The organism is Thauera sp., assembly GCF_035444905.1.
In the GTDB taxonomy this organism is placed as follows: domain Bacteria; phylum Pseudomonadota; class Gammaproteobacteria; order Burkholderiales; family Rhodocyclaceae; genus Thauera.
On sequence record NZ_DAOMPS010000025.1, the window covers coordinates 23,538 to 45,985 of the forward strand.

Here is a 22,448-nt window from a genome sequence, read left to right on the forward strand (position 1 = left end):
AACGGTTGAGCGGGTAGGAGGTGGCACGCGGCATCTACCCGCCACGCAGCGCGGCGATGATGGAGAGCATCGCGATGCCCTCGTTGGCCGGGTAGGTGCCGGGCTTGCCATTGAGCTTGGACAGCACGCCGCCGGCGTGGTGCAGGCCGATGACGCGCCAGTCGGCGGCGTTGAACACCGGGCTGCCCGAGTTGCCCTTCTCGGTCGGCGCGCGGTAGTGCAGGCGGCAGGGCGTGCCGTCGAAGCGGTTGTCGGCGGGGCCTTCGTGGTCGAGCAGTTCGTTGTCCTGGAAGGAAAACTCCAGGCCGCCGCCGCCGGTGTGGCCGATCACATAGACCTGGCTGCGGCCCTGCTCGGGCTGCAGCGGCAGGCGTCTGGCGAAGGGCAGCGGGGCGACACCGGCGGGCGGCGGGGCGTCGAGCTCGAGCAGCGTGGCGTCGTGCCGGTCGACCGGCGAGCTCCATACGATGCGCGCGACGCTGTAGCTGCGCTCGGCATCCGCGGCCTCGAACACGACGCTGGCATCCTCGGCGCGCAGTGCGCCGCTGCTGGCCTCGGCATTGACGACATGGAAGTTGGTCAGCACCAGCGCGCGCGCCACCGGCGGCAGGCCGAGGTCTTCGGCCGCGACCAGGAAGCCGGTGCCGATGCGGGCGTCGAGCCCGGCGCGGATGGAGGCCACCGAGGACGCGCTGCGTAGCCCGGTCTGCCACCAGCGGTAGGACTTGGTGCCATCGGCGCCGAGGATGGCCTCGAGCTGGGCGGCGGGCGGTTCTGGCGCCTGCTGCAGGCGCTGCAGGTCGTCGCGGTCGAGCTGCAGGCGCGCGCCGGATAGTTGCATGAGGCGCGTGCGCAGCGCCTCGAGCAGGCCGCGCTCGCGCTCGCCGGCGCTGCCCAGGTCCCATACCTGCTCGAACTGGCGCAGCGTGCTGGCGACAGCGAAGGCTTCGAGATCCTTGGGCTCCTGGCGCAGGAAGAGACCGAGGTGGTGCTCCGCGCGGTCGAGCTCGCCGAGCGCGAGAAAGGCTTCGGCGAGCGTGGCGTGATGCCAGCAATCGGCGGCGGGGGCGTCGCGCAGGTGGCTGACGATCTGGCGGGCGAGCGCGCGGTGGTCGAGGCGGGGCGCGCGGCGCAACTGCATGCGCTCGGCGCAGGCGGCGACGGCGACCAGGTTGATGGCGTGCCAGGTGTTGCCGGGGTCGGCCTCGTAGGGCTTGCGATAGGCGCGCACCGCGTTGCCGAGCGCATCGAGGTCGCCGGGCGCGAGCGCGCGGCGGGCGTCGATGAAGATCTGCTTCCAGGCGCGGCCGAGCAGGCCGTGCAGCTCCGCCCATTCGGCCTCGCCGGCGTCCACCCGGCGCAGGGCGGCCTGGGCGACGTCGATCGCCGCGCTCGGCTGGCCGCATTCGATCAGCGCCTGCACCTGCAGCCGGCGCACGCGGGCGTCGGCCGGGGCGTGACGGGCGAGGCGGTCGGCGAGCAGGGCGAGCAGGGCGAACTGGCGGTCCTTGCGCAAGCGCTCGAGCTGGTCAAGAAGCGATGGCCGGCGGGCGTCCACATCGCGCCAGGGATAGTCGGCGAGCAGCGCCTGCGCCTGGCTGAGCGGCACTTCTGCGGCAGGCGCTTCGCCGAGGCGGTCGGGTGCGGACGCCATCGCCGTGGCCTCAAAGATCGAGCAGGCGGCGCAGGTTGTCGCGCAGCGCGGGCTGGCCGAAGTACTTGACCAGCGAATGGCGCCACCAGCCGCTGTTGTTGACCTCGGTGTCGGTGATGCGCTTGAGGCCGGCCGACAGGAAGTCGTTGGCGATCTTCGGGTCGGCGCCGCACACCACGTCCAGGCGGTCGAAGAGGTTCACCCAGGCGTCGCGGAGGTGGCTGGCGGGGTAGCCGTCGATGCGCGTCCATTCGGGCTTGAAGCAGTCCTGCAGCTCGTCGATGCCGAGCGGACTGCCGAGGGTGATCAGTGCGTCGATGGGCGGGCAGCCGGGCACGCGCTTGAGGCAGTCGTAGGCGATGAAGGTGCCCATGCTGTGGGCGACGACCACGTGGCGGTCGCTGTCGACCGCCTTCAGCGCGTCGATGAAGCGGCACCGGATCTCGGTCTGGACGCGATAGGTGGTGCCGGGACGCGGCGAGTGCTCGACATTGAACAGGTAGTGATGGGCGTCGCGCAGTTGCGCGGCCATGATGCGCTTCTTCAGCCACCAGGGCAGCGGGATGCGCTCGAGCGGCGTGGCGCCGGGCGCGGTGACGGGTTGGGGGGCACCGGCAGCGGCCTCGGCGGCTTCGGCGGCGGCGATCTCGGTGTCGCTCAGGCGTGTGAAGTTGGCGCGCATGGCATCGAGAAAGGCCTGCTCCTGCGCGTTGGCGGCGACCGGCGGCGGCGGGTTGCCGCTGGCGTCGACCTCCTCGGCGCTGCGCTCCGCGGTGCTTTCGTAGGCGGCGACGTCCGGGTCGGGTTGCGCATACAGCACGTCGGCCCAATACACCAGGCGGCTGCTGACGCCCTCGGCGGCGAGGTCGAGTCCGCCATCGCCCCTGGCCAATGCGCGCAGCCAGATCTCGTAGAGCTTCTGCGCCTCGGGCTTGTTGGCAAGGCCATGGATGAACGTGACGTGTGGCATGGTGGGGCTCCCCAATCGAATCGCGGCGAGGCCGGTGTCGGATGTCGTGTGCGCGATACCGCCGCCCATCATTGTCAAGATAGGCTGACGCATCCGGCAAGGCAACGCACAGGCGGCGCAGGTGCAGGCGTCGCCCTGCGCCAGTATGCTACGCCGCCGATGGTCCCCGACCCACCCACAAGAATCCCGCCCATGAACGACCAGATCCAACGCATGAAGGTGCTCGGCGCCGGCATTTTCAGCCTCCTCCTGGCGATGGGCGTGGCGCGCTTCGCCTATACGCCGCTGCTGCCGGTGATGCAGGCGCAGGCGGGGCTGGGCCTGGCCGAAGGCGGCTGGCTGGCGGCGATCAACTACGGCGGCTACCTCTGCGGCGCGCTCATCGCCTCGCTGATCAGCGACCTCGTGCTGAAGGACCGCCTCTATCGTATCGGCATGGTGGTGGCGGTGCTCAGTACGCTGATGATGGGCCTGAGCACCGACTTCACGGTGTGGGCGGTGTCGCGCTTCGTCGCCGGACTGAGCACATCGGCAGCGATGCTGCTCGGCACCGGGCTGATCCTGAACTGGCTGATCCGGCATAACCACCGCAGCGAGCTCGGCATCCACTTCAGCGGCATCGGCCTGGGCATCGCCGGCTGCTCGCTGGCGGTGGCGTTGATGAGCACCTGGCTGGACTGGCGCGGCCAGTGGTTCGCCTTCACCGCGATCGCCTGCGTGCTGCTGGTGCCGGCGCTGGCCTGGCTGCCCGCGCCGGATCGCAGCACGACGACCAAGACGGGGCAGGCAATGGAGGACCGGCCGCCGAGCGCCCTCTTCCTGCGCCTGTTCATGGCGGCCTACTTCTGCGCCGGGGTCGGCTACGTGATCAGCGCGACCTTCATCGTCGCCATCGTCGATCGCCTGCCCGGGCTGGCTGGCCACGGCACGCTGAGCTTCCTCGTCATCGGTCTGGGCGCGGCGCCGGCCTGCATCGTGTGGGACCTCATCGCCCGCCGCACGGGCGAGCTCAATGCGCTGATCCTGGCGGCGGTGCTGCAGATCGGCGGCATCCTGCTGCCGCTCACGGTCGGTGGCCTGGTGGGGGCGATCGGCGGCGCGCTGCTGTTCGGTGGCACCTTCATCGGCATGGTGAGCCTGGTGCTGACGATGGCCGGGCGCTACTTCCCGACGCGGCCGGCGAAGATGATGGGCAAGATGACGCTCTCCTACGGCGCGGCGCAGATCATCGGCCCGGCCGTCACCGGCTGGCTGGGCGGCGTGTCCGGCACCTATGCCGGCGGGCTGTACCTGGCGGCGGCGGCGATGGTGCTGGGGACGGCCCTGTTGCTGGTGCTGAAGGCGGTCGAGCGCCGCGATCTGCGCGCGCTGGCGGCATCCGGGTCGGCGCCGGCCTGATCGTCCGCCTTCAGCCGGCGGGCGGCCACGGCCGGCCGTGACGGCGGCAGAAATCGCGCAGCAGCTGGTTGGCCATCGCATAGCGCATCGGAAACACCGGCGGCAGGGCGTCGACGTGGAAGAAGCGGGCGTCCTCGATCTCGTCGGGCGCGCACACGATGTCGCCCCCGGCGTACTCGGCCTGGTAGCCGAGCATCAGCGAATGCGGGAAGGGCCAGGGCTGGCTGGCGAAGTAGCGCAGATTGCGCACCTGCAGCTGGGTTTCCTCGTGGATCTCGCGGTGCACCGCCTGCTCGGCCGATTCGCCGGCATCGACGAAGCCGGCCAGGGTGCTGTACAGGCCGGGCGGGAAGTGCGGTGAGCGGCCGAGCAGGATCTCGTCGCCGCGCTCGACGGCGACGATCACCACCGGCGACACGCGCGGATAGTGCTCGCGGCCGCAGTCCGGGTTGGTGCAGCGGCGCGCGATCGGCTGGGTCGCGAGCGCGGTGGGCGCACCGCAACTGCCGCAGAAGCGGTGCGTGCGGTCGAACTCGAGCAGCTCGAGGGCGCGTGCGGCGGCGCTGCGGGTGGCGGCGGGCAGCGTATCGAGCAGGGCCTTCAGGTGTTCGAAACGATGGCCGGGCGGCGGCTCGCGCTCGCGCTCGAACTCGGCGACCAGGCAGGGCTCGCCAGCGGGGCCGAGGAACTCGAGCATGCGCAGCGGTGGCAGGGCGCCGAGCTGCTGGCGGGCGGCGGCCGGCAGGCCGCCGGCGGCGCTCACCAGCAGTTGATGGCCGCGAAAGATGAAGCACGACGCCTCGCCGGCGCCGCGGCCGAAGACGCTGGCGGCGAGCGCGACCGGGTCGGGGCCGTGCGTCATCAGCGCTGTCCGATGCGGATGTCGCCGAACAGCGTCTTGTGCGTCGCCGGTTGCGAGCGCCAGTACTGGCGCGGCGCCTTCACCGTGGCGCCGAGCACCGCCGCGGCGTGCCACGGCCAGCGCGGGTTGTAGAGCATGGCGCGGGCGATGCCGACGCAGTCGGCCTGGCCGCTGGCGACGATCTGTTCGGCCTGCTCGGCTTCGGTGACCAGACCGACGGCGATCACCGGCATGTCGACCTGGCGGCGGATCTCGGCGGCGAGCGGCACCTGATAGCCGGGCCCGAGGGGAATCTTCTGCAGCGGCGACACGCCGCCGCTCGACACGTGGATGAAATCGCAGCCGCGCGCCTGCAGCGCCTTGCCGAAGGCGATGCTCTGGGCGACGTCCCAGCCGCCGTCGACCCAGTCGGTGGCGGAGATGCGCACGCCCAGCGGCAGCGCACCCGGCACCACGGCGCGCACCGCGTCGAACACCTCGAGCGGGAAGCGCATGCGGTTTTCCAGGCTGCCGCCGTAGTCGTCGCCGCGCTGGTTGGCGAGCGGCGACAGGAACTGGTGCAGCAGGTAGCCGTGGGCGGCGTGCAGTTCGATGAGGTCGAGGCCCAGGCGCACGCTGCGCTGCGCGGCGGCGACGAAGCTGTCGCGCACATGGGCCAGGCCGGCCGCGTCGAGTGCCAGCGGCGGGGCTTCGGCGGGGGCGTGCGGAATCGCCGAGGGGCCGACCGGACGCCAGCCGCCGGCCTCGGGCGCAATGAGCTGGCCGCCGTCCCACGGCGTGTGGCTCGAGGCCTTGCGTCCGGCATGGGCGAGCTGGATGCCGAGCGGCATGTCGGAGTACTTGCGCACGCTGGCGAGCACGCCGGCGAGCGCGGCTTCGGTGTCGTCCGACCACAGGCCGAGGTCGGCGGGCGTGATGCGGCCCTCGGGGGTGACGGCGGTGGCCTCCAGGATCAGCAGGCCGGCGCCCGACAGCGCGAGCTGGCCGAGGTGGATCAGGTGCCAGTCGGTGGCGCGGCCGTCCTCGGCCGAGTACTGGCACATCGGGGCGATGACGATGCGGTTGGGCAGCGTCAGCTGGCCCAGTTCGATCGGCGTGAAGAGCTGGCTCATCGGTTACATCCTGCGCGAAGAAGGGAACTCGGATGCGCAGACTGCCACCACCCGGGCCGGAGCGGAAGAGGCGCAGGGGCGGAGGCGGCGCTGACGTGGCGTCGGTCGTGGCGGGCCGGAAGGACGACCGCGCCGGCGCGCTGTGCGATCATGCCGGCTCGGGACGACGACAGCCGGCGAACCATGACGCACGGAGTACTCCCCAGCGACAACAGGGCCCTGGCGCATGCCGCCGGGGCCGACAGCAGGGTCGGCAGGCATGTGACCGTGATCGCGCTTGCGTGGACCGGCGTGCAGCTGTGGGCGGCCTCGCCGCTGCCGCTCGCGGTCGGCGTGTTCGTGCTCGGCGATGCCGGCCTGCGCTCGCTGCATCTGGCCTTCGCGCTGTTGCTCACCTTCCTGATCCTGCCGGCTTGGGGTCGCCCGGGTGGCTACCGCCTGCGACCGGTCGACCTCGCCCTGGCCATCCTGGCCGCGCTGTGCGCGGGCTATCTGCAGCTGTTCTACGCCCGCATCAGCGCCCATCCGGGTGATCCGGGCACGCTCGACCTGGCGGTGGCGCTGACCGGCCTGGTGCTGCTGCTGGAGGCGGCGCGTCGCCTGCTCGGCCTGCCGATGGTGCTGCTGGCGCTGGCGATGCTCGTCTACCTGTTCCTCGGCCCGCATGCACCCGAGCTGATCGCGCACAAGGGCGCCTCGGTGGCGAAGGCGATGGAGCACCTGTGGCTCGGCACCGAAGGGGTGTTCGGCGTCGCGCTGGGGGTGTCGGCGGGCTTCATCTTCCTGTTCGTGTTCTTCGGCGCCCTGCTCGAGAGCGCGGGCGGCGGCAGCTACTTCGTGCGCAGTGCGCTGGCCCTGGTGGGGCACCTGCGCGGCGGGCCGGCGAAGGCGGCGGTGGGTGTGTCGGCGGCCAGCGGGCTGTTCTCGGGCTCGTCGATCACCAATGTGGTGACCACCGGGCCGCTCACCATCCCGCTCATCAAGCGCATCGGCTATCCGCCGGAGAAGGCGGCGGCAATCGAGGTCGTGTCCTCGGTCAATGGCCAGGTGATGCCGCCGGTGATGGGGGCGGCCGCCTTCCTCATGGTCGAGTACGTCGGCATTCCCTACCTGGACGTCCTCAAGCACGCGCTGATCTCGGCGCTGGTGGCCTACCTGGGCCTGCTCTACATCGTCCACCTTGAGGCGGTGAAGGCCGGCTTGCGCGGCCTGCCGCGGCTGCAGCGGCGGCGCTGGCAACGCAGCGTGTTGCGCTTTGTTGCCGGCTTTGCCGGCGTGGCGGCGGTGCTGCTCGGGGTGTCGGCCTTCGGTGCGCTGGGGCGCATGCTGCTGCCGTCGGCTGCGGCCTGGCTGACCGCGCTCGCGCTCGCATTGGCCTATGTGCTGCTGCTGCGCCTCGGTGCGCGCCAGCCCCTGCCCGACGAGGCGCCGAACGCGCCGCTCACGCGCATGCCCGCGGCGGGGCCGACATTGAAGTCGGGTCTGCATTTCCTGCTGCCGGTGGGCGTGCTGGCCTGGAATCTGGTCATCGCGCGCCTGTCGCCGACGGCGGCGGTGTTCTGGGCGATCGTGTTCCTGATCTTCATCGTGCTCACCCAGCGCCCCTTGCACGCGTGGTTCCGCGGCGAGCGCGAGGCCCTGGCGCTGGCCTTCGCGCGCGGGCTGCAGGACCTGGTGGACGGCGCGGTCAGCGGCGCGCGCGGCATGCTGGTGGTATCGATTGCGACCGCGACCGCCGGCATCGTGTTCGGCACCGTCACGCTGACCGGCATCGGCCTGGTGATGACCGAGCTGGTCGAGGTGCTGTCGGGCGGCAACGTGATCCTGATGCTGGTGCTGGTGGCGCTGATCTGCCTGGTGCTCGGCCTGGGCCTGCCGACCACCGCCAACTACATCGTGGTGTCCTCGCTGATGGCGCCGGTGATCGTCACCGTCGGCGCGCAGAGCGGGCTCGCGGTGCCGCTGATCGCGGCCCACCTGTTCGTGTTCTATTTCGGCCTGCTCGCCGACGTGCTGCCGCCGGGCGGGCTGGCGAGCTATGCGGCGGCCAGCATCGCCGGCGCCAACCCCTTCCGCACCGGCTACATCGCCTTCCGCTATTCGATGCGCATGGCACTGCTGCCGCTGATGTTCGTGCTCAACCCGAAGCTGCTGATGATCGGGGTGGAGGGGGTGGCGCACACGGTGCTGATCATCGCCAGCGCGGCGCTTGCGGGCTTCGTCTTCATCTCCTTCAACCAGGCCTGGCTGCTGGTGCGCACCACGCGCTGGGAGCGCCTGGCCTTGCTCGGCGCCGCGCTGATCCTGTTCCACCCGGGGCTGCTGCTCGACCCCATCCTGCCGCCCTTCCGCGCGCTGCCAGGCGCGGCGGCCCAGGCAGCGATCGTCGCGGCGCCGCCCGATGCGCACCTGCGGGTGGTGGTGGAAGGCCGCCGGCTCGAAGGGCAGGTGGTCGAGCGCGTGGTGCTGCTGCCCCTCGGCCAGCCACGGCCCGATGCGGTGTCGCGGCTGGCCGCGAGCGGTATCGACGCCCTCGCCGACGAGGCCGGAATCGCGCTGCGCGCGGTCGCCTTCGGCAGCCCGGCGGCGAAGCTCGGGGTCGAGGCCGGCTTCAGGCTGAAGGCGGTCGAGGTGGCGGCCGACCGCATCGCCACGGAATGGATGTTCCTGCCGGCCCTCGGCCTGATCGGCTGGGTGCTGCGCCGCCAGTTGCGCCGGCGCGAGGCGGGGGCGTCGGCCGGCGCGCAGGGCTGACGTGGGCGGCTGATCGAGCGCACAAATTTCCCTTCCGCGCCCCTGAAGTGCGAAAATGCGCGCGCACCGCATGTCGGGTTTCGACGAGCGCGGTCGTTGCGCGCATGGCCTCGGCTGCCACTGTGGCGAATCGAGGCCTGCCACTGTTCTTCACCAAAAGATCAAGGTCCAGGGGGAATCAATGTCTGCAGGGAAATCGAAGATCATCTACACGCTCACGGACGAGGCGCCGCTGCTGGCGACGTGCGCATTCCTTCCGATCATCCGCACCTTCACCGGCCCGGCAGGCGTCGACATCGAGAAGGCCGACATCTCGGTCTCCGCCCGCGTGCTCGCCGAGTTCCCCGACTACCTGACCGAAGCGCAGCGCGTGCCCGACACCCTGGGCGAACTGGGCCGCCTGACCCAGAATCCCGACACCAACATCATCAAGCTGCCCAACATCAGTGCTTCGGTCGCGCAGCTCAAGGCCTGCGTCAAGGAACTGCAGGCCAAGGGCTACGCGATCCCCGACGTGCCGGAAGACCCGAAAACCGACGAGGAAAAGGCGATCGCGGCGCGCTACTCGAAGTGCCTGGGCTCGGCCGTCAATCCGGTGCTGCGCGAGGGCAACTCCGACCGCCGCGCCCCCGCCGCGGTCAAGAACTACGCCAAGAAGAACCCGCATTCGATGGGCGAGTGGAAGCAGTGGTCGCAGACCCACGTCTCGCACATGCACCGCGGCGACTTCTACCACGGCGAGAAGTCGATGACGCTCGACCGCGCGCGCGACGTCAAGATGGAGCTGATCACCAAGTCGGGCAAGACCCTCGTGCTCAAGCCCAAGGTCGCGCTGCAGGACGGCGAGATCATCGACTCGATGTTCATGAGCAAGAAGGCGCTGTGCGAGTTCTACGAGCGCGAGCTCGACGATTGCCGCGAGGCCGGCATCCTGTTCTCGCTGCACGTGAAGGCGACGATGATGAAGGTCTCGCACCCGATCGTGTTCGGCCACTGCGTCAAGATCTACTACAAGGAAGCCTTCGAGAAGCACGGCAAGCTGTTCGACGAGCTCGGCATCAACGTCAACAACGGCATGGTCGACCTCTACGACAAGATCAAGACCCTGCCCGAGTCCACGCGCGACGAGATCATCCGCGACCTGCACGCCTGCCAGGAGCACCGCCCGGCGCTGGCGATGGTCGATTCGGCCAAGGGCATCACCAACTTCCACTCGCCCAACGACATCATCGTCGACGCCTCGATGCCGGCGATGATCCGCCAGGGCGGCAAGATGTGGGGTGCCGACGGCAAGCCCTACGACGCCAAGGCGGTGATGCCGGAGTCGACCTTCGCCCGCATCTACCAGGAGATGATCAACTTCTGCAAATGGCACGGCAACTTCGACCCGCGCACGATGGGCACGGTGCCGAACGTCGGCCTGATGGCGCAGAAGGCCGAGGAGTACGGCTCGCACGACAAGACCTTCGAGATCCCCGAGGACGGCGTCGCCAACATCACCGATCTGGCCACCGGCGAAGTGCTGCTGACGCAGAACGTCGAGCAGGGCGACATCTGGCGCATGTGCCAGGTCAAGGACGCGCCGATCCGCGACTGGGTCAAGCTCGCCGTCACGCGCGCGCGCAACTCGGGCATGCCCGCGATCTTCTGGCTCGACCCCTATCGTCCGCACGAGAACGAGCTGATCAAGAAGGTCAAGACCTACCTCAAGGATCACGACACCAGCGGCCTCGACATCCAGATCATGAGCCAGGTGCGCGCGATGCGTTACACGCTCGAGCGCGTGGTGCGCGGCCTGGACACGATCTCGGTGACCGGCAACATCCTGCGCGACTACCTCACCGACCTGTTCCCGATCATGGAGCTGGGCACCAGCGCCAAGATGCTGTCGATCGTGCCGCTGATGGCCGGTGGCGGCATGTACGAGACCGGTGCCGGCGGTTCGGCGCCCAAGCATGTGCAGCAGCTCACCCAGGAGAACCACCTGCGCTGGGATTCGCTGGGCGAGTTCCTCGCCCTGGCGGTGTCGCTCGAGGACCTCGGCATCAAGACCGGCAACACGCGCGCCAAGCTGCTCGCCAAGACCCTGGACGAGGCCACCGGCAAGCTGCTCGACGAGAACAAGTCGCCCTCGCCCAAGACCGGCCAGCTCGACAACCGCGGCAGCCAGTACTACCTGGCCAAGTTCTGGGCCGAGCGCCTGGCCGAGCAGGGCGAGGATGCCGAGCTGGCGGCCAGGTTCGCGCCGCTCGCCAAGGCGCTGGCCGACAACGAGGCGAAGATCATCGCCGAGCTCACCGAGGTGCAGGGCAAGCCGGTCGACATCGGCGGCTACTACAAGGCCGACCCCGACAAGACCAAGGCCGTGATGCGTCCGAGCGCCACGCTCAACGCCATCCTGCAGGCGGCGCGGGGTTGATGTCCGCGCCGGGCTGACCGGCGCTGTCGCAACGAGACGCGTGGGCGAACCGGCAGGCGGTTCGCCCACGCGTTGCTTTTTCTGGATCGGACCTGCACGGGACCATGAACGGGATCTTCTTCGGCATCGTCCTGATTGCCTTTCTCTCCGCCGCCTGGCGCGAGTTCTTCCACGTGCCGGCCGAAGGCGTGCAGACGCCGATGGAGGCGCTGTCGGCGGGCATGATCGCGTCGGCCAGCGGCGCCGTGGAGCTCGCCCTCGGCCTGGTGGGGGTGATGACGCTGTTCCTCGGCCTGATGAAGGTCGCCGAGGCCGGCGGCCTGCTGGTGATCATCGCGCGCCTGATCCGGCCGCTGATGACGCGGCTGTTCCCCGAGGTGCCGCCCAACCACCCGGCGATGGGGGCGATGATCCTCAACCTGTCGGCCAATGCGCTCGGCCTCGGCAATGCCGCCACGCCTTTCGGCATCCGCGCCATGCAGGAGCTCGACAAGCTCAACACCCGGCCCGGCACGGCGACCAACTCGATGGCGCTGTTCCTGGCGATCAACACCTCCGGCATCACCTTGCTGCCCACCGGCGTCATCGCCATCCGCGCCGCCGCCGGCTCGGCCGACCCGGCCGCCATCCTGCCGACCACCCTGTTCGCCACCGTGTGCGCGACCATCGCCGCGATCACGGCGGCGCTGATCTACAAGCGCTTCTCGGCCCTCGGCCCGGTCGACCCTGCGGCGGCCGCCATGGAGCGGCCCTGGGTGGCCGACGACCCGGCGCGCGAGGCCTTGCCGGAAGACCCCGGCGGCTACCCGCTGTGGGTGTCCTTCCTGGCGCTGGGTGCCGTCATCGCACTGATCCCGGCCACCATCGTGTGGGGCAAGGCGATCTCGCCGTGGATCATTCCCGGGCTGATGATGGGCTTCCTGCTCTTCGGCGTGCTGCGCGGCGTGCGCATCTACGAGGTCTTCGTCGAGGGCGCCAAGGACGGCTTCCAGGTCGCGCTGCGCATCATCCCCTACCTGGTGGCGATCCTGGTCGCCGTCGGCATGTTCCGCGCCAGCGGCGCGATGGACGTAATGGTCAATCTGCTCGGCGGTCTGACGGCGAAAGTCGGCCTGCCCGCCGAGGCGCTGCCGATGGCGCTGCTGCGACCCTTGTCCGGCTCGGGCGCCTACGGCGTGATGGCCTCGATCATCAACGATCCGGCGATCGGTCCCGACAGCTATGTCGGCTACCTGGTGACGACGCTGCAGGGCTCGACCGAGACCACCTTCTACGTGCTGGCGGTGTATTTCGGTGCGGTGCAGATCCGCCGCATCCGCCACACCCTGGCGGCGGCGCTGACCGCGGACGTGGTGGCGGTGGCGGCCGCGGTGGCGATCTGCTCCTACCTGTTCCTGTAGTCGAGCAGCGCTGGACGATATTGCAGAAATCGTCAATTTCGTAAATATGTGACAAATGTGCTGGGTGCGGTGGAGCGCGTGCGGGACAATGAAACCCCGATTCTTCCACGGCCGCAGGTGGCGATTCTCCTTCGCCCGCGCGTGCGCCATGGAGCGCTGCCATGACCTTTTCGACACTCTCTGCGGGAATGCCGCCCACTGCCCCGGGCTCGACATGCGTCGACAGCGACCCGAGCGCGCTCGTCCAGAACCGGAACTCGCTGTGGCACGTGCTCTTCGAGCAGTCGCGCGACGGGGTGGTGGTGCTCGACGAGGATGGGAAGGTGTTCGAGGCCAACCGGCGCTTTGCCGACATGCTCGGCTACTCGCCGGATGAGATGGCGCAACTGCACGTCTGGGACTGGGACGCGCAGTTCTCGCGCGAAGAGCTCCTCGCCCTGCTCCGCGCGATCGACAGCGAGGGGGACCATTTCGAGACGCGGCAGCGGCGCAAGGACGGCACGCTGATCAGCGTCGAGCTCAGCAACAGCAGCAGCCTGTACCACGGCCGCAAGCTGATCTTCTGCATCTGCCGCGACATCACGGAGCGCAAGGCCGCCGAGGCACGAGTCCATCACCTGGCGACCACGGACGCGCTGACGGGTACGGCCAATCGCCGTGAGTTCACGCGCGCACTCAGTGCGGAGCTGGAGCGCGCCCGACGCTATGCAAGCGCGCTGTCGCTGATCATGTTCGACCTGGATCACTTCAAGTGCATCAACGACACCGCGGGGCACGATGCCGGAGACAAGGTGCTGAGCGAAGTGGCCCGTGCCGTGCGGGGCCATGTGCGCAGTGTGGACCTGGTGGGGCGATGGGGCGGCGAGGAGTTCATGGTGTTGATGCCCGAGTCCGGGCTGGCGGATGCGCAGGCCGCAGCGGAGAAGCTGCGCCAGCTCATCGAGCGCTGCTGTGCAGGGTGGATGGACGGCGTCAGTGCCAGTTTCGGGGTCGCCGAATACCGCGCAGGCGACGACGGCGACCGTCTGTGCAAGCGCGCGGATCTGGCGCTCTACAAGGCCAAGGCTTCAGGGCGCAACCGGGTGGAATGTGCGTCCGAGGGCTGGCGCGAGCCCTTGCCCGGGCACCCGCACCGGCTGGGCTAGGACAGTCCTGCTGCGCCGCTGTCGTGACGGGCGCGCAGGCGTCCGGTCTTGATTCCCGCCGGGCGGCGGAATCCCCCCGAGGCTAAAGGCCTGCGCTCAGATGCCGTTGGAGCCGTCACTCCAAGGCCAATGCCTATCTCCATTCAGGATCCCCGAAATGATCGCGCTCTTCAGCAGCAACAGGTTCAAGGATGTGATCGCCGCGATCGAACAGACACAGGCCGTCATCGAGTTCGATCTCGAGGGCCGGATCGTGCGCGCCAACCGCAAGTTTCTCGAGCTCATGGGCTACACGCTGGCGGAGGTGCAAGGTCGCCTGCACGGCATGTTCCTTGCGCCCGGTGATGCGGACAGCGAGGCCTACCGCAGCTTCTGGCGCGAGCTGCGCACGGGCAGGCCGCAGACAGGCGAGTTCTGCCGTGTCAACAAGGCGGGCGAGCCGGTCTGGATCCAGGCCACCTACACGCCCATCGTGCGCCGCGGCAAGGTGGAGCGCGTGATCAAGTTCGCCACCGACGTCAGTGAGCAGGTGATGGCGCGTGCCCGGGTCGAATCGCAGATCGCCGCGATCAATCGCGCCCAGGCGGTGATCGAGTTCGATACCGACGGCACCATCGTCGACGCCAACCGGAACTTCCTCAAGTTGATGGGTTACACGATCGACGAGATCCGCGGCCAGAAGCACCAGATCTTCGTCACCGCGGCGGAACGGGAGTCGAGCGCCTATGCCGAGTTCTGGCAGCGGCTGAGGGCGGGCGAGTTCCAGACTGCCGAGTACGAGCGCATCGCCAAGGGTGGGCGATCGGTGTGGATCCATGCCAACTACAACCCGATCCTCGGCCCCGATGGCAAGGTGGTGAAGGTCATCAAGTTCGCCAACGACATTACCGCCGAGGTGCTGCGCAACCGGGAGTTCAAGCTGCTGTCGCTGGTGGCGGACGAGACCGACAACTCGATCATCATCACCGACCCGAGCGGGCTGGTGCAGTACGTCAATCGCGGCTTCACCAGGCTCACCGGTTACACGCTGGATGAGATGCGCGGCAAGAAGCCCGGCCCCGTCCTGCAGGGGCCGGCGACCGATCCCGACACCAGTACGCTGATCAGGGAGGCCTTGCACGCGCGCCGGCCGATCTACACCGAGATTCTCAACTACGCGAAATCGGGCCAGCCCTACTGGATCTCGCTGGCGATCAATCCGGTGCTCGATGCGCGTGGCAAGCTCGAGCACTACATCTCGATCCAGGCCAACATCACCGCGACCAAGGAGCTGTCGCTGGAATCCGAGAAGCGCTTCGCCGCGGTCAGCGTCAGCAACGGCGTGGCGGAGTGGGACACCAGCGGCACCCTGGTCGAAGGCAACGAGTACATGGTGCGCCACCTCGGGTACAAGGGCGCGACCGAGCTGCTGGCGCGCCGGCACAACCTGCGTGAGATCATCGGCGAGGCGCAGTTCGCGCGCCTGCTGCAGGGCGAGCAGATCGCCTGCGAGTTTGCCGTGCCGGCCCGGGACGGCCAGCCGGTCCGCTTCAGCGGCACGCTGTGCCCGATCACCGACTCGGTCGGCAACATCAAGCGCATCGTGAGCTATGGTGTGGATGAGCAGGCGAAATTCGAGGCCGCCCAGGTGACGGATCGCGAGATGGGCCGGGTCCTCGAATCCAGCCGGCAGATTGCCAGCATCATCGGCAGCATCAACACCATCACCGAGAAGACCAACCTGCTCGCCCTCAATGCGGCGATCGAGGCGGCACGCGCGGGCGAGTCGGGCCGCGGCTTCGCGGTGGTCGCCGACGAGGTGCGCAAGCTCGCCCAGCAATCGGCGGCGTCGGCCACCGAGATCACCCGGCTCGTGAAGGAGAGCACCGAGCGCATCGACCGCCTCAGCACCTCGCTCAACGCCCTGCTGTCCTCATCCTGAGCGCGGCGCAGGGCGTGGTGGCGCCGCGGCCGGGATCGAATGCCGGGCGCTGCAGTCTCATCCGTTCGATTCGAAACGTTGGAGACTCCCCGCATGACCGCACTCATCATCGGCCTGGTGCTTTTTCTCAGCACGCATTCGGCGCGCATCTTCGCCGAGGACAACCGGGCCCAGTACATCGCCCACTACGGCATGGCGAAGTGGAAGCTGGCCTATTCGATCGTGTCCGTGATCGGCCTCGCGCTGATCGTGTGGGGCTACGCGCAGACGCGTTACGACCCGGTCTACCTGTGGTTTCCGCCGGTATGGACGCGCCATCTCGCCGCCCTGCTGCTGCTGCCCGCCTTCATCCTGCTGGTGGCGACCTACCTGCCCGGCACGCGCATCAAGGCGGCGCTCGGCCACCCGATGAGCGCGGGGGTGAAGCTGTGGGCGTTCGCGCACCTGATCTCGAACGGCACGCTCGCCGACCTGTTGCTGTTCGGTAGCTTCCTGGCGTGGTCGATCGCCGCCTTCACCAGCGCGCGTAAGCGCGATCGCGCGCACGGCGTGGTGCACGCCGGCGGCGCGCTGGGCCGCGATGCGCTGGCGGTGCTGATCGGCGCCGGTGCCTGGTTCCTGTTCGCGCGCTACCTGCACGCCTGGCTGTTCGGCGTGGCCCCCTTCGGCTGAGCGGCGCGGGTTGGGCGCCGTGGGCACTTCTGGCGCCAAGCGCAGTCCATCGGCCGTGGTGTTCCGACCAGACCGAGGAGGTGACACGATGAATCGAGCAATCGACCGCAGGGGCTGGCTGGCCCTGGTATTGTCCGTCCCGCTGCTGCTGTTTGCGTTCAATGCGCGCGCGCACCATGGCTGGGGCTGGGCGAGCGCCGAGGTGTCCGAGATCAGCGGCGTCATCACTGCGGTGCGCCTGGGCAATCCGCATGGCGAGATCACGCTCGACGTCAATGGCGAGCGCTGGGTGGTCGAGGTCGGCCAGCCATGGCGCAACGAGCGCGCCGGGCTGAGCGACGCGCTGCTCAGCGTCGGTCGCAGCGTGACGGCGCACGGCCATCGCTCGGCGCGTCCGGGCGAGCGCTTGCTGAAGGCCAACTGGCTGATGATCGACGGCCAGCGTCACGTGCTCTATCCCGAACGGCAGTAAGGGTGCGAGCCGGCACGGGCGCCGATCATGGACGGATGGCTCGTCGCGTTCGAGGCCCTGGCCCTGGCGCAGGCGCTGAGCGCCTCGTCCTGGCTCTATCCGCTGGTCAATGCCGGGCACATCCTCGGCATCGCCCTGCTGGTCGGGGCCATCGTTCCGCTCGATCTGCGCCTGCTGGGGCTGTGGCGGCGGCACGCGGTGCTGCCGCTGTGGGCCGTGCTGGGCAGCTGCGCGGCCTGGGGATTGGGCCTGGCGGCGGTGTGCGGCGGCCTGCTGTTCATCACGCGGGCGAGCGAGTACGCGGCCTCGCCGCTGTTCCTGGCAAAAATGGGCGTCGTCGCGCTGGGGCTGGTCAACGCCCTGGCGCTGCGCGTCCGCGCGGCTGACCCGGCGGCCTGGGCCGGGGCGGTGCCGCTGCATGCACGGCTGGCGGCGGCGGTGTCGTTGATCGCCTGGCTCACGGCCCTGCTGCTCGGGCGCTGGATCGGCTATCGCTGAGGCGGCAGGTGGCACCGCCGGCGGCGTGATCTTGCTGAGTGCGAGGTCGGCGTCTAGGCTGCAGCATGCCATCCGGAGTCCGCGCTCATGTACAAGCCCCTGCTGGCGATCGCTCTCGCCGCCTGTGCGTCTTCCACCGCCTTTGCCCAGGCGCGTCCGCCCATCCCCGCCGTGGTGCTCACCCACATGAACGAGCTGGACCGGCGCTGCATCGCCGCCGGCGGACGTGAGGGCCAGGGCCGCTACGTGGTCGCGCAGGACTTCACCGGCGATGGCCGCCTCGACTACCTGCTGTCCGAGGGCGACTACGACTGCGTCGGCCGCCCCGGCCTGTTCCGGCCGGGCGGCGTGGCGCGGGTGGACATCTTCGTCGTCGATGCGCGCAACAATGCGCGCCGGGTCTATTCCGATCAGCTCATCGGCTATCGCGTGCTCGCCGGCAAGCCGGCCAAGGTGCAGATCGCCCGCCGCGGTGCGGCTTGCGGGCCCGGCAGCAGCGCCAGCACGCAGTGCGCGGCGCAACTGGCGTGGAACGGGCACGGCTTTGGCGAGGGGGTGTCGGTGAGCGACGCCAGGGCGCCCGCTGCCCCCGCCAACCCGCCGGCGGCACCCGCTGCCGGCGCCACTGCCGCGGCGGCAGGCGCGGCCCCGGCGCCGCTCGTGGTCTCGCCCGAGGCACGGCCGCGCTTTCTCGCCGACTGTCGCCGGGCCTATGTGTCGCGCAGCGCGGATGCGGCACGCTGGGCTGACCAGCAGTGCGTGGCCGACTGGGACAAGATCACCGCGAGCGCGGCGGCGACCGATGCCCTGCTGGTGGCCCTGCCTGCCGCGCCGGGCCAGGCGGTGTCGCTGGCCAGCCTGCGCCAGCGCCTGGGTGGCGTGCGCTGGGCGGGGAAGGTGCGTTCGCGCGAACTGTCGGCGAGCGGCAGTCTGGGCAGGCTCGAGGTGTCGGTCACCGGCTCGCCCGCGGCGCGCACACTCGCTGTGAACTGGATGGAGGTCGGTGCCGAACCGCCCTACGACATCGTCGGCGCGATGCGCGCGCGCGGTGTGACGCTGACCGAGATTGCCTGCGAGGAGTTCGGCAGCGGCGAGTGGCAGCGCGTGTTTGCCGGGGTGGCGCCGGGTCGTGCGCCGTTCAGGCTCGAGGTGGCCCAGCGCGTTGCGCCGACTGCGAATGCCAATTCCTACTATGGCGCGACGATCGATCTTAGCGGCACGGCCCCCGCCGCGACCGGCGGCCGGCAGGTGTGCACGAACCCCAGTAACCTGCTCTAGGCGTGCGCATTTCCTCGCCATGCAGCGGTGGATATGCTCCCATCACGGCTCGAGTATCTCCCCATCACTGTGCGAGGTTTGAATGCAAGGACCGCAATTCCCCGAGGCGAGGCCAGGCGCCGGCATGTGGGGCGTACTGAAGCTGCTGGCGGGCGTTCTCGCGCTGGCCATCGCTGCGCTCGGCATGCTGCTCATTGCGGACGCGATCAATGGCGATGCGTTCTGGCAGCTGGCGGGCAAGGCGGTGGCGATTACCGGGCTGTTGGCGATCGTCAGCGTCTTCATCTCCGTCCTGACCGGACGGAGGGAGTGAGTCCCTGGACCCATGGCGCGAGTTGCGCTGGCCCGCCGCTCGTGCCAAGCGGCTGCGCCCGGAGCATTGACTGCCGAGGGGGCGACACGCGCTTGAGCCGGCGCGAACCGGGCGTGTGACGAAAGGCCTACGGGAGGCGGCGCCATGTACGTCGGACCATCGCAGCATGCGCCTGCCTGGCGGGCGTTCTTCACCGCGCGCAGCTGGGATCCGCAGGCGTTTGCCGATCTCGTCGAGCGCGACGAGCCCGGCGCGGCCTTCTTCGAGATCGAGACGCAGATCAACGGCCTGTATCGCTCGGTGCAGATGTCGCAGGCGCTGGCGCAGCGCTTCGGGCTGGCCCTGGACGAGGACCGGCTGGGCGAGGTCGAACTGAAGGCGCGCTGGCTGGCGGCCAATGCCGAGCCCTTTCGTGAGGCGCTCGGGCCCGCGCAGCGTGAGCTGGACCTCGGCCTGATGCAGTGGATGCGGCGCGCGGCCTGCCTGTCGGTGGTGATCGGCGCCGGCGTCACCATGGATGCGGGCGGGCCGTCGTGGGCGGAGCTGGTGCGGCGCCTGCTGCTGCGGGTGACTGAGCGCGGACGCGAGCAGGCGGAGATGCGGCCGCAGCCGGGTAACACGCGCGAGCACGCCGAGTTCGTGCGCGTGGTCACCGTGGTCGAGCATCTGCCGGCCGCGCAGGCGTTGCGCGCGCGGGCGGTGCTGGCGGCGATCGAGGCCGGCCAGGCGGACACCGAGGCGCTGATGGAAGGCGCGCAGATCTGCTACGACTTTCTCGGCCAGCACCTGTTTGCCGACCTCACCGACATTCTGTACGAGGGCGCACGCGCGCCGGGGTCGATTCACCGCGCGATCGCCGAGCTGGCGCCGCCGATCCACGTGGCGGACCGAGGCGGCCTGTTCCCAGGCTGGGACGCGATCATCACCTACAACTTCGACGACCTGATGGGCGAGGCCCTCGACGAAGCAGGAATCGCGCGCGCCGCCTACGCGATGCGCGGCGAGGAGCTGGCCGGCGACCCCAACATGCTCGCGCGCGAGCAAGGGCAGCAGGCCCTGCATCAGGGCATCTACCATCTGCACGGCTACACGCCGCGACGGCCCTTCCTGATCACCCAGGTGCGCTTCGTGTTCTCGACCAGCCAGTACGAGCGCACCTATGGCGGCAGCCGCGCCGGCATCGTCGGCGAGGTGTTCGCGCGCTGGCTCGCCAACCCGGTGCATCACGCCCTGTACGTCGGCTGCTCGTTTGCCGACGAGGAGATGAACAGGCTGTTGCGCGATGCCGCCAAGGCCCTGCCGGGCCGCTACCACTATGCGCTGCTGAAGTGGCCGGGGCCCGCGACCCATGCGGCGGCAAGCGCCGAGGAGGTCGCGCTGGCCTCGGCGCAGTACCACGAGATGGGCGTGCGGCCCATCTGGTTCGACCGCTTTGGCGAGATTGCCGGGCTGATCCGCCGGCTGGTCTGACTGTGCGACGCGCGCGCGCCGGCGCGCCGCGCCTCAGCTGCCGGTGGCCACGTGCACCGGCGTCTGCCGGCATTCGCTGGCGATCGGCTTGTGGGTGCGGCCATCGAGCAGCACGCTCTTCCACGGCAGGTCGATCCACACCAGGCCGCTGGCGGCGTCCTCGAAGCGCGGCAGGCCGGAGGACGACGGGTCGCGCTCGAGCTGATAGTGCTGACCGTTCCAGCCGAGCTGGATGCGGTTGTTGATCTGGGCCAGCAGCTCGCGCTGCACCTTCACCCGCACGCCGAATTCACAGTCGTAGTCGCCGCTGGCGAGGTCGAAGTCGAGCTGGCCGTTGCGATGGCCGGGGCCGGCCTCGGGCAGCTGGGCGACAGGGGGCGGGCGCAGCGAACCGAAGCAGGCGGACAACAGCAGCGGCAGCGAGGCAAGGGCGATCGTGCTCAGGCGGATCATGAGAAAGTCTCTGAGGAAAACGGCGCAAGTCATTGTAGGACAAGAAACAAGAATTGCGCTGTCTCGTTACAGATAGGCCGTCGCTCCCGCGCTGGTCTGGTCTATACGCGCAGCAGCAGGGTCTTCAGCGGGGGTCTGCCGTCGACGCTGGGGAAGTCGGCTTCGGGGCTGATCCACTCGGCCTCGCGCAGGGGCCGGCCGGCCTTGCGCGCACTGCGTTCGAGCTGGTCAAGCCAGGCTTCGCGCTCCACCTGGGCGACGTTGTTGCAGCAGATCAGGCTGCCGCCTTCTGCGGTGGCGAGCAGGGCGGGCTTGAACAGGGCCGCGTAGTCATTGATCAGGTCCACGACGCCGAAGGGACTCTTGGCATAGCGCGGCGGGTCGAGGAAGACGAGGTCGAAGCGATGCGGCTCGAGTGCCGGAAACGGTGGCAGGTGCTTGCCGCGCACGACCTTCGGCTGGCCGATGCCGGCGTACTGGCGCAGGGCGGCAAAGGCGTCGCACTTGATGAAGCGCGGGCGGGTCGCCAGGGTATTGAGGCGGGCATTGTCCTTGCCGACGGCAAGGCTGGATTCGGCGAAGTCCACGTTGACGACATGACGCGCGCCCGCCTTGGCGGCGGCGATGCCGACGCCGCAGGTGTAGGCGAAGACGTTGAGCAGCGACTTGCCCGGTGCTTCCTGCATCACGCGCCGGCGCGCGGCGCGCAGGTCGAGGAACAGCCAGGGGTCCTGGCCGCCATGGCGGGCCTGGAAGCGGTAGCGCACGCCGAGTTCGCTGAACTCGCAGGGGGTCTCGGCAAGGGCCTGCTGCTCGGGCGGCAACGGGTTGGCGATGCGCGAGTGCTTGCCGCTGCGGTCGTTCCAGATCAGGGGCAGGCCGGGTAGCGCCGCCGCATAGAAGGCCTGCACTTCGGCGAGGCCGTCGAGCGTGAGCGGGTGATGGAAGGTCTGCACCAGCAGCATCGGGCCGTAGCGGTCGACCGTGAGGCCGGGTTCGCCCTCGGCAGTGCCGTGGAACAGGCGGTAGGCGTCGGTGTGCTCGGCGGCGAGCTGTTCGATCAGCGGTGCGCGGGCAGCGAGTGCGGTGGCGAGCACGTCGGTCAGGGTCGAAGACATGGGGCATTCCGGCGCAGGGCGCGCCAGTATGCCCTAGGGCGCGGGCTAGCGATCGACTTCGAACTCGAACAGCCCGATGATCTCGGGCAATTGCAGGCGCAGGCGCCAGCGCCCGGGCTCGGGCAGCAGCGCGCTCGCGGCGTAGCCGCCGGGGCCGGTGAGGGTGTGCGGCAGCGGAATCGGCGCGCGGTCGCGATCGGGCATGTCGAGGCTGAGGGCGACTTCGAGCGCGGGTGGCGCCGGCTGGGCGGTGGGGCCGATCAGGTCGAAGCTGAAGCGCACCTGGCGTTGCTCATCCAGGGTCATGCGGCCGCGCACCTCCCAGATGTTGGCCGTGCCGTGGAACACCAGGCCGCCGCGCTCGGCCCCCGGCGCGGCGGCGATCGGGCCGACGGCGTTGAGGCGGGCCTCGTCGCGGACGGTGAACACCATGGCGATGAAGCCGAGGATCAGCAGCAGGAACAGCCCGCCGATAACGAGGGCGATGAGTCGTGCCTGGCGCGCGGCCGGTGGCCTGGAGGGGGTGGAGGGGCTCATGC

Annotated in this window: 19 protein-coding genes and 1 pseudogene; 13 read left to right on the forward strand and 7 right to left on the reverse strand. The window is 69.6% G+C overall.

Features of this window, described 5'->3' with window-relative positions:
- Positions 1-34 precede the first annotated feature (34 nt).
- Together PLC66_RS12375 and PLC66_RS12380 are read right to left on the reverse strand one after the other, a co-directional pair.
- On the reverse strand, positions 35-1,654 hold the full coding sequence (locus PLC66_RS12375) for a trypsin-like peptidase domain-containing protein (protein ID WP_324540819.1): 1,620 nt from the start codon (positions 1,652-1,654) through the stop codon (positions 35-37).
- Positions 1,655-1,664: 10 nt separating this feature from the next.
- Positions 1,665-2,624, reverse strand: a complete 960-nt coding sequence (locus tag PLC66_RS12380) for an esterase/lipase family protein (RefSeq protein WP_324540821.1) — start codon at positions 2,622-2,624, stop codon at positions 1,665-1,667.
- A 192-nt stretch (positions 2,625-2,816) separates the two neighbouring features.
- Here PLC66_RS12380 and PLC66_RS12385 point away from each other — a divergent pair, with 192 nt between their 5' ends.
- On the forward strand, positions 2,817-4,022 hold the full coding sequence (locus PLC66_RS12385; protein WP_324540822.1) for a YbfB/YjiJ family MFS transporter: 1,206 nt from the start codon (positions 2,817-2,819) through the stop codon (positions 4,020-4,022).
- A gap of 10 nt (positions 4,023-4,032) precedes the next feature.
- Here the strand turns inward: PLC66_RS12385 and nudC are convergent, their stop codons facing one another.
- Positions 4,033-4,884 (reverse strand): NAD(+) diphosphatase, encoded by an 852-nt coding sequence (gene nudC / locus PLC66_RS12390; RefSeq protein ID WP_324540824.1) that lies wholly within the window; start codon positions 4,882-4,884, stop codon positions 4,033-4,035.
- Entirely contained in the window at positions 4,884-5,996 is a 1,113-nt protein-coding gene (locus PLC66_RS12395; RefSeq protein WP_324540826.1) for an NADH:flavin oxidoreductase/NADH oxidase, read from the reverse strand. Before PLC66_RS12395 ends, nudC begins: the two co-directional genes overlap by 1 nt.
- Before the next feature lie 183 nt (positions 5,997-6,179).
- Here PLC66_RS12395 and PLC66_RS12400 point away from each other — a divergent pair, with 183 nt between their 5' ends.
- The 12 genes and pseudogenes from PLC66_RS12400 to PLC66_RS12450 all read left to right on the forward strand — a co-directional run bounded on the left by PLC66_RS12400 (position 6,180) and on the right by PLC66_RS12450 (position 20,338).
- Positions 6,180-8,750: a TRAP transporter fused permease subunit gene (locus PLC66_RS12400; protein WP_324540828.1), complete on the forward strand. Its 2,571-nt coding sequence runs from the start codon at positions 6,180-6,182 to the stop codon at positions 8,748-8,750.
- A 181-nt stretch (positions 8,751-8,931) separates the two neighbouring features.
- On the forward strand, positions 8,932-11,169 hold the full coding sequence (locus tag PLC66_RS12405; protein ID WP_324540830.1) for an NADP-dependent isocitrate dehydrogenase: 2,238 nt from the start codon (positions 8,932-8,934) through the stop codon (positions 11,167-11,169).
- A gap of 104 nt (positions 11,170-11,273) precedes the next feature.
- Complete coding sequence (locus tag PLC66_RS12410) at positions 11,274-12,569, forward strand: spore maturation protein (RefSeq protein ID WP_324540832.1); 1,296 nt, start codon at positions 11,274-11,276, stop codon at positions 12,567-12,569.
- Between the two features lie 161 nt (positions 12,570-12,730).
- A complete protein-coding gene (locus tag PLC66_RS12415; protein ID WP_324540833.1) occupies positions 12,731-13,714 on the forward strand; it encodes a sensor domain-containing diguanylate cyclase in 984 nt (327 codons plus the stop codon).
- 157 nt (positions 13,715-13,871) lie between these two features.
- A pseudogene (locus PLC66_RS22895) lies at positions 13,872-14,975 on the forward strand (PAS domain-containing protein); the annotation flags it as partial.
- A gap of 381 nt (positions 14,976-15,356) precedes the next feature.
- Complete coding sequence (locus PLC66_RS22900; RefSeq protein WP_503012201.1) at positions 15,357-15,635, forward strand: methyl-accepting chemotaxis protein; 279 nt, start codon at positions 15,357-15,359, stop codon at positions 15,633-15,635.
- A 93-nt stretch (positions 15,636-15,728) separates the two neighbouring features.
- Positions 15,729-16,307 carry an NnrU family protein gene (locus PLC66_RS12425; RefSeq protein ID WP_324540837.1) on the forward strand — a complete coding sequence of 193 codons (579 nt, stop codon included), beginning with the start codon at positions 15,729-15,731 and terminating at the stop codon, positions 16,305-16,307.
- A gap of 88 nt (positions 16,308-16,395) precedes the next feature.
- Complete coding sequence (locus PLC66_RS12430; RefSeq protein ID WP_324540839.1) at positions 16,396-16,779, forward strand: DUF6152 family protein; 384 nt, start codon at positions 16,396-16,398, stop codon at positions 16,777-16,779.
- A 27-nt stretch (positions 16,780-16,806) separates the two neighbouring features.
- The gene (locus PLC66_RS12435; RefSeq protein ID WP_324540841.1) at positions 16,807-17,277 is read left to right on the forward strand and encodes a hypothetical protein; all 471 of its coding nucleotides are present in this window, start codon (positions 16,807-16,809) and stop codon (positions 17,275-17,277) included.
- 87 nt (positions 17,278-17,364) lie between these two features.
- On the forward strand, positions 17,365-18,555 hold the full coding sequence (locus tag PLC66_RS12440; RefSeq protein ID WP_324540843.1) for a hypothetical protein: 1,191 nt from the start codon (positions 17,365-17,367) through the stop codon (positions 18,553-18,555).
- A gap of 82 nt (positions 18,556-18,637) precedes the next feature.
- A complete protein-coding gene (locus tag PLC66_RS12445; protein WP_324540845.1) occupies positions 18,638-18,868 on the forward strand; it encodes a hypothetical protein in 231 nt (76 codons plus the stop codon).
- A 144-nt stretch (positions 18,869-19,012) separates the two neighbouring features.
- Positions 19,013-20,338: an SIR2 family NAD-dependent protein deacylase gene (locus PLC66_RS12450; RefSeq protein ID WP_324540847.1), complete on the forward strand. Its 1,326-nt coding sequence runs from the start codon at positions 19,013-19,015 to the stop codon at positions 20,336-20,338.
- Between the two features lie 33 nt (positions 20,339-20,371).
- Here PLC66_RS12450 and PLC66_RS12455 read toward each other — a convergent pair whose 3' ends face one another.
- The 3 genes from PLC66_RS12455 to PLC66_RS12465 form a co-directional block, all read right to left on the reverse strand.
- Positions 20,372-20,791: a hypothetical protein gene (locus PLC66_RS12455; protein WP_324540849.1), complete on the reverse strand. Its 420-nt coding sequence runs from the start codon at positions 20,789-20,791 to the stop codon at positions 20,372-20,374.
- Between the two features lie 101 nt (positions 20,792-20,892).
- The gene (locus PLC66_RS12460) at positions 20,893-21,909 is read right to left on the reverse strand and encodes a class I SAM-dependent rRNA methyltransferase (RefSeq protein ID WP_324540851.1); all 1,017 of its coding nucleotides are present in this window, start codon (positions 21,907-21,909) and stop codon (positions 20,893-20,895) included.
- Between the two features lie 45 nt (positions 21,910-21,954).
- Positions 21,955-22,446, reverse strand: coding sequence for an AAA family ATPase (locus tag PLC66_RS12465; RefSeq protein ID WP_324540853.1), 492 nt, complete (start codon positions 22,444-22,446; stop codon positions 21,955-21,957).
- Between the last annotated feature and the right edge of the window lie 2 nt (positions 22,447-22,448).